We start from the raw sequence: 5,230 nt of genomic DNA on the forward strand, positions 1-5,230 counted from the left end.
AACTCTATTTGCCCCCTTAAATGGGGGTGTTAGTGCAACTAGGATTTTACCTCATGGAAAGAGTTTCATCGAAAGAAAAAATAGCTATCACCGTTGTCGGCCCAGAAGCACCTCTCGCTGATGGTATGGTTGACGCTTTTCAAGCAGCTGAACTTAAAATATTTGGGCCCACACAAAAAGCCGCGCAGCTAGAGATATCCAAAAATTTCTCCAAAGCCTTCATGCAACGCCACAATATCCCAACAGCTGATTATGCTACTTTTAGTGATCCTGCTGAGGCACACAAATATTTAGATCTAAAAGGTGCGCCTATCGTCATCAAAGCCGATGGCTTAGCCGCCGGAAAAGGCGTTGTCGTAGCGATGACAATCGAACAAGCACATGCAGCCGTAGACGCCATGCTGGTTGATAAAAACATGGGGAGTGCAGGTGCAAAAATTGTAATTGAAGAATTTTTACAAGGTGAGGAAGTCAGCTTCATGGTTATGGTTGACGGTCATCATGCCTTACCCTTAGCAACCAGCCAAGATCATAAGCGACTACTAGACGGTGACCAAGGACCCAATACGGGCGGTATGGGGGCTTATTCGCCGATTCGCTTAGTGACACCTGGACACCACGCCAAAATTATGCGTGAAATCATCAATCCCGTCATTCGTGGTATGGAACAAGAAAATACTCACTACGTCGGTTTTCTTTATGCCGGTTTAATGATTTCACCCAATAGCGAAATTAGAGTACTGGAATTTAATTGCCGCATGGGTGATCCTGAAACACAGCCTATCATGTTGCGCTTAAGAAGTGACTTACTCACCCACATCGAACAGGCACTCAATGGCACACTCGACAAAGCTGAAATCGAATGGGACAGACGTGTTTCACTGGGTATCATTATGGCCGCACAAGGTTATCCTAGCAGCCCACGCAAGAATGATGTCATTCACGGTCTAGACGCATTGAAGACCCAACAAAAAACTGATCCTGATTTCTACGTTTTCCATTCTGGAACCCGTATGGGTGGTAAAGACAACAAAGAAATAATCACTGCAGGTGGTCGCGTATTATGTGTTACTGCACTGGGAGACAATGTTAAAATCGCACAACAGAATGCCTACAAAATAGCCGATCAAATTAAATTTGACGATGCGCAAATGCGTTCTGATATCGGGTATCGTAGCATTGTGAATACACCATAGAATAAACCTCAAGTAGACTCAGCTTAAAACCTAATTTTTGTAACCAGTTCATTCAGTCACACTTTAATTTTCATACTCACCCTTCGTTGTGCAATACTTGTAGTGTTCGAAATTCTAGTTTAGAGTCTTCACTTGTCCGCGCTGTTTTTGCGCGGATATAGTACAGGTTGCAGCCATTTTCACCTTGGCCAAATTCCCCTCGATTGGGATGCGCTGCCGGTATCTTCACAGCATTGTTTTTGTAGTTGCTTGAATCCTGCTTGGTTTTTTTGAGTTCCATAAATACTGTCACCCAATACACTTTGCGGATAATGCCCGTAACACTGTTTATAGGCTTCAACTTGTGCTGGCAAACATCGCCTTCATGGAAGGTAAGCGTCATTTCACACCGCCTGTACTTATTTCTGCGTTAGTGCTTCAATGAATTCCGATGTTAGTGGCAATAATTCATCGATACGACTGTTGGGCCATGTTGGTAATTTTATAAGCACATCTTCAAGCCAAGCAGAAGGGTTCAGACCATTGAGTTGTGCCGTTCTGAACAAAGTTTGAATCGCAGCTGCACGTTGGCCAGCGCGTTCTGATCCGGTGAATAGCCAGTTCTTTTTTCCTATAGCAATAGGCCGAATGACATTTTCTACTGGATTGTTGTCAATCGGTAGGTGGCCAGTTTGCGCATAGCGAATCAAGCTGGCCCAGCGTTTCAAGGTGTAATCCAGCGCTTTGGCGGAGCCACCGCCGTTTGCAGTTTGTACACGGGTTTGCAATAACCAGTCATGCAGTGCTTCCAACTCGGGTCGACTTTTATCGACGCGTAGTTGTTGGCGTTCTTCGATGGTTAGGTTTTTACCTTCCGCTTCAATTGCATATAGATTGCCAATACGCTGCAACGCTTCGAAAGCCATCGGGCTGTCATTGGCTTTGTGCAGGTCGAAGAATTTACGCCGTGCGTGCGCCCAACAAGCCAGTTCAATGCAGGGGCTTGTCTGTTTCTCGGAGAACAGTGCTTTGTAGCCACCATAGTCGTCAACCATCAAATGGCCTTGCCAGTCTTCCAGGAAGTTTTGTGCATGCCGGCCACTACGACCGGCTTGATAGTCGAAGACGATGATGCGCGGCCCCGGTTCCAGGTCATTGCTGCGATAGGCCCATAGGTAGGACTTTTTAGTTTTGCCTTTGCCGGGATCGAGTTGTGCTACCGGCGTTTCATCGGCGTGGGTCGTGTTGCCCTGCAACAGATGCCATTTTAGTCTATCGACCAAAGGCTGCAAGGCAACACCGACACGACCGACCCATTCCGCCATTGTTGAGCGCGATAGTGTGACTTGCTCACGTGCGGCAATTTGTTCAAGACGATAGAGTGGGAGGTGATTCAGGTATTTGCTGGTCAGCACCCAGGCAAGTAAGCCGGGTGCGGCCATGCCGCCATCAATGATGGCTGGCGGAATCGGTGCGGCAAACACTGTCTCACAAGTCTTGCAGGCATATTGTGGGCGGATGTGGCGATGAACGAAGAATTTGGCTGGTTCTACATCTAACTGTTCGCTAATATCTTCGCCGATTTTAACCAGATGATGGCCACATTGATCGCATTGGCAAGATTCCGGTTCGTGGCGGTGTTCAATACGTGGCAGGTGATCGGGTAATGGTTGGCGGCCAGAACGAGAACGTGGCGGTTTGGCCTGTGTTTTCGCTGATGGATCGATCTGTTCGATTTCTGCGTTAACAGCCGCCAAATCAGATTGCAGTGTTTCTTCAAATAAATCGGTTTGCTTTGATGACAACGACTCACTCTTTTTGCCAAACCGGATGCGGCGTAAATAAGCCAGTTCCATGGTCAGCGATTGAATGGTGAGTTGCTGAGAACGAACCTCTTTTTGCGATTGCTCAAGCAGCATTTGAACCAAGTCAGTCACCTGAGTTTTGGTGTCCGAATCAAGGTTCAACTGATCCAATTCAGCAAGCGTTTTCATGGGGTTTATTTTACCATAAACACCGTCTAATTACTGATGAATAAAGGCTTTTGGTTATTTCTCTAAGCCTTCAAATGTACCGGTGGCAACGCCGATAATCGCTGCCAATCAACACCGGCTATCAACCAATTCCATTGTGCTTGCGTCAACACAAAACAGCACTCATTTAGCTTCGGCCAAACAAATTTACCCTGATGCAAACGGCGCTGACACAACCACACGCCAGTGCCATCCCACAACAAAACTTTGATACGATTGTTGGCGCGATTGCAAAACACAAAAGCCGACCCTGCGCAGGGCGCATGTTGCAAAGATTGCTGCACCACCATCGACAGACCATCAATGCCACGGCGCATATCAACCGGTTCTACCGCCAGCCAGATCTTGCCTGGATTGGCAATCAGTCCAGGCATTTAAACAATTCTGCCAACCATTGGGGTGATACATCTGCTGGCAGTTCCAGTGTATGCCCTTGTGTCAAACGTAAACACAACATGCCAGATGACAAAGCTTGCGACTTGATCTCGACCGGAATCAAAGTCGGCGCAACAGAGGCTACTTGCTGGGAACGATAAATCCGCAACCAGTTCGAGAACGTTTTTGAATTCAACTTATGCTGGCGACAATATGCCACCTGCGTTAAACCACTCGACTGCCAGGCTTCTATATGTTCCTGCTGCTGTGTCGGTAATGACATTTGTTATCCTCATGAAAATGTTTGAGGATAATGAGATTTATTGAAAATTTTTAGATGGTTCTGCTGGACGCATACGTAAGAAACAGGAGAGTGCCGGATCATTCTATCTCTAGAGGAGATAATGTCGCCGTGATGAGGAAATTACTAAATTTTTTTATGGTGTTTTGAAATCAAAGAAAGCTATTGACATGAGATATCAGCCATCGGTATAAATGAAACCTATAAATTGGCAAATTTATAGTCAAATATAGTCGTCTTTTAAAATAGTTAGAGTAGAAAACTACGAGATTGTTACAATCCTGTGTAACTGTCTATCATTAAACCTGAACATGGAAAGGATGGGCAGGTAATGAAAAACAATGAACTACACGCACTAGCCCAATTAGCGGCTAAAAATATCAAAACAGAAGACAATAAGTCAGGCACTAAGACGATCTCTGATCCTAAGTCTCCACCAGAAGATGGAATTTTTAGTGATGCCATTAGAAAACTAAATAAAGTTGGCCAATATGAGGTTAATGTTTTAGTTGATGGTAAGACGTTTAAGCGAAAGCATCGCCAGTTAATTAACCTAAGGTCTCCATTTGATATTGAACTGGCTGCTAACGGGTATAACGAGAGTACTCAATATACGGTCTATATTTCCCCCCGAAGCAAAAATATAGACATTCAAAAATCGTCCATAGTTGCTAAAGTTAAAGCCCCGGATGGCTCAAGTATTATTCGAACTATTCCTTATGCACCAGAGGCTAAACGTTGGGAATTGCCCATTGAAAACACTAAAGGCGATGGTATTTATAAAGTTGCTTTAAAGGTTAAGGGCATTAATAGCGATGGTAATCCATTCAAGTTTGCACCTAAATCTTTCTCGGCTACTTTTCCAAGAGACATGTCTGATACTCGCCAGTACGTATCCATTACAGAGGACCCTGAGTCTGTTGAAAACAATGAACTGTCTGCTGAGGGTGAGGTAGCGGCAGCGCCTGAACAAAAGGTTGAGCCCATTGCAGAAGCGGCTGTTACAGCAGAGTCACCTGCTACCATAGATTCTCCCATTGAAATTCCAGAAACACTAGAGCAAAAGTTGTTGGAACTCAGTAATGTGCCCTTTGATTTAGCCAAAGACTACATGCTTAGAGCTGATCTGGTCATTTTGGGAGAATCTGAATATGTATTGTTAATGACCTTGCATCATATTGCATTTGACGGCTGGTCATGGTCTATTTTTATGGATGAGATGCTACGACTATACAGCAAGCATCTGGATCAGAATTTATCCGATCTACCTGCATTACCCATACAATATTCAGACTACGCGCTTTGGCAAAGAGAACATATAGATGGTGAAGTATTAGAAAAGAAAT

The 5,230-nt window shown here is 44.9% G+C and carries 6 protein-coding genes; 2 read left to right on the plus strand and 4 right to left on the minus strand.

Annotated elements, in window-relative coordinates; translation table 11 throughout:
• Nucleotides 1-53: 53 nt before the first annotated feature.
• A complete protein-coding gene (gene purD, locus Q0688_RS23385) occupies nucleotides 54-1,196 on the plus strand; it encodes a phosphoribosylamine--glycine ligase (RefSeq protein ID WP_299082997.1) in 1,143 nt (380 codons plus the stop codon).
• 76 nt (nucleotides 1,197-1,272) lie between these two features.
• Here purD and Q0688_RS23390 read toward each other — a convergent pair whose 3' ends face one another.
• The 4 genes from Q0688_RS23390 to Q0688_RS23405 all read right to left on the minus strand — a co-directional run bounded on the left by Q0688_RS23390 (nucleotide 1,273) and on the right by Q0688_RS23405 (nucleotide 3,866).
• Entirely contained in the window at nucleotides 1,273-1,578 is a 306-nt protein-coding gene (locus Q0688_RS23390; RefSeq protein ID WP_299082999.1) for a hypothetical protein, read from the minus strand.
• A gap of 16 nt (nucleotides 1,579-1,594) precedes the next feature.
• Nucleotides 1,595-3,169 (minus strand): IS66 family transposase, encoded by a 1,575-nt coding sequence (locus Q0688_RS23395; RefSeq protein ID WP_299083001.1) that lies wholly within the window; start codon nucleotides 3,167-3,169, stop codon nucleotides 1,595-1,597.
• Nucleotides 3,170-3,231: 62 nt separating this feature from the next.
• Nucleotides 3,232-3,582 carry an IS66 family insertion sequence element accessory protein TnpB gene (gene tnpB, locus Q0688_RS23400; protein ID WP_299083003.1) on the minus strand — a complete coding sequence of 117 codons (351 nt, stop codon included), beginning with the start codon at nucleotides 3,580-3,582 and terminating at the stop codon, nucleotides 3,232-3,234.
• Nucleotides 3,570-3,866: a hypothetical protein gene (locus Q0688_RS23405; protein ID WP_299083005.1), complete on the minus strand. Its 297-nt coding sequence runs from the start codon at nucleotides 3,864-3,866 to the stop codon at nucleotides 3,570-3,572. The genes tnpB and Q0688_RS23405 overlap by 13 nt, the downstream gene beginning before the upstream one ends.
• Nucleotides 3,867-4,215: 349 nt before the next feature.
• Here Q0688_RS23405 and Q0688_RS23410 point away from each other — a divergent pair.
• A partial coding sequence (locus Q0688_RS23410; protein ID WP_299083006.1) for a condensation domain-containing protein occupies nucleotides 4,216-5,230 on the plus strand: 1,015 nt, incomplete at its 3' end.

Origin of the sequence: uncultured Paraglaciecola sp. (assembly GCF_937123705.1) — a bacterium.
In the GTDB taxonomy this organism is placed as follows: domain Bacteria; phylum Pseudomonadota; class Gammaproteobacteria; order Enterobacterales; family Alteromonadaceae; genus Paraglaciecola.

Coding starts and splice junctions, on each gene's coding strand:
- purD (WP_299082997.1), top strand. CDS start 54: ATGGAAAGAGTTTCATCGAAAGAAAAAATAGCTATCACCGTTGTCGGC.
- Q0688_RS23390 (WP_299082999.1), bottom strand. CDS start 1,578: ATGACGCTTACCTTCCATGAAGGCGATGTTTGCCAGCACAAGTTGAAG.
- Q0688_RS23395 (WP_299083001.1), bottom strand. CDS start 3,169: ATGAAAACGCTTGCTGAATTGGATCAGTTGAACCTTGATTCGGACACC.
- tnpB (WP_299083003.1), bottom strand. CDS start 3,582: ATGCCTGGACTGATTGCCAATCCAGGCAAGATCTGGCTGGCGGTAGAA.
- Q0688_RS23405 (WP_299083005.1), bottom strand. CDS start 3,866: ATGTCATTACCGACACAGCAGCAGGAACATATAGAAGCCTGGCAGTCG.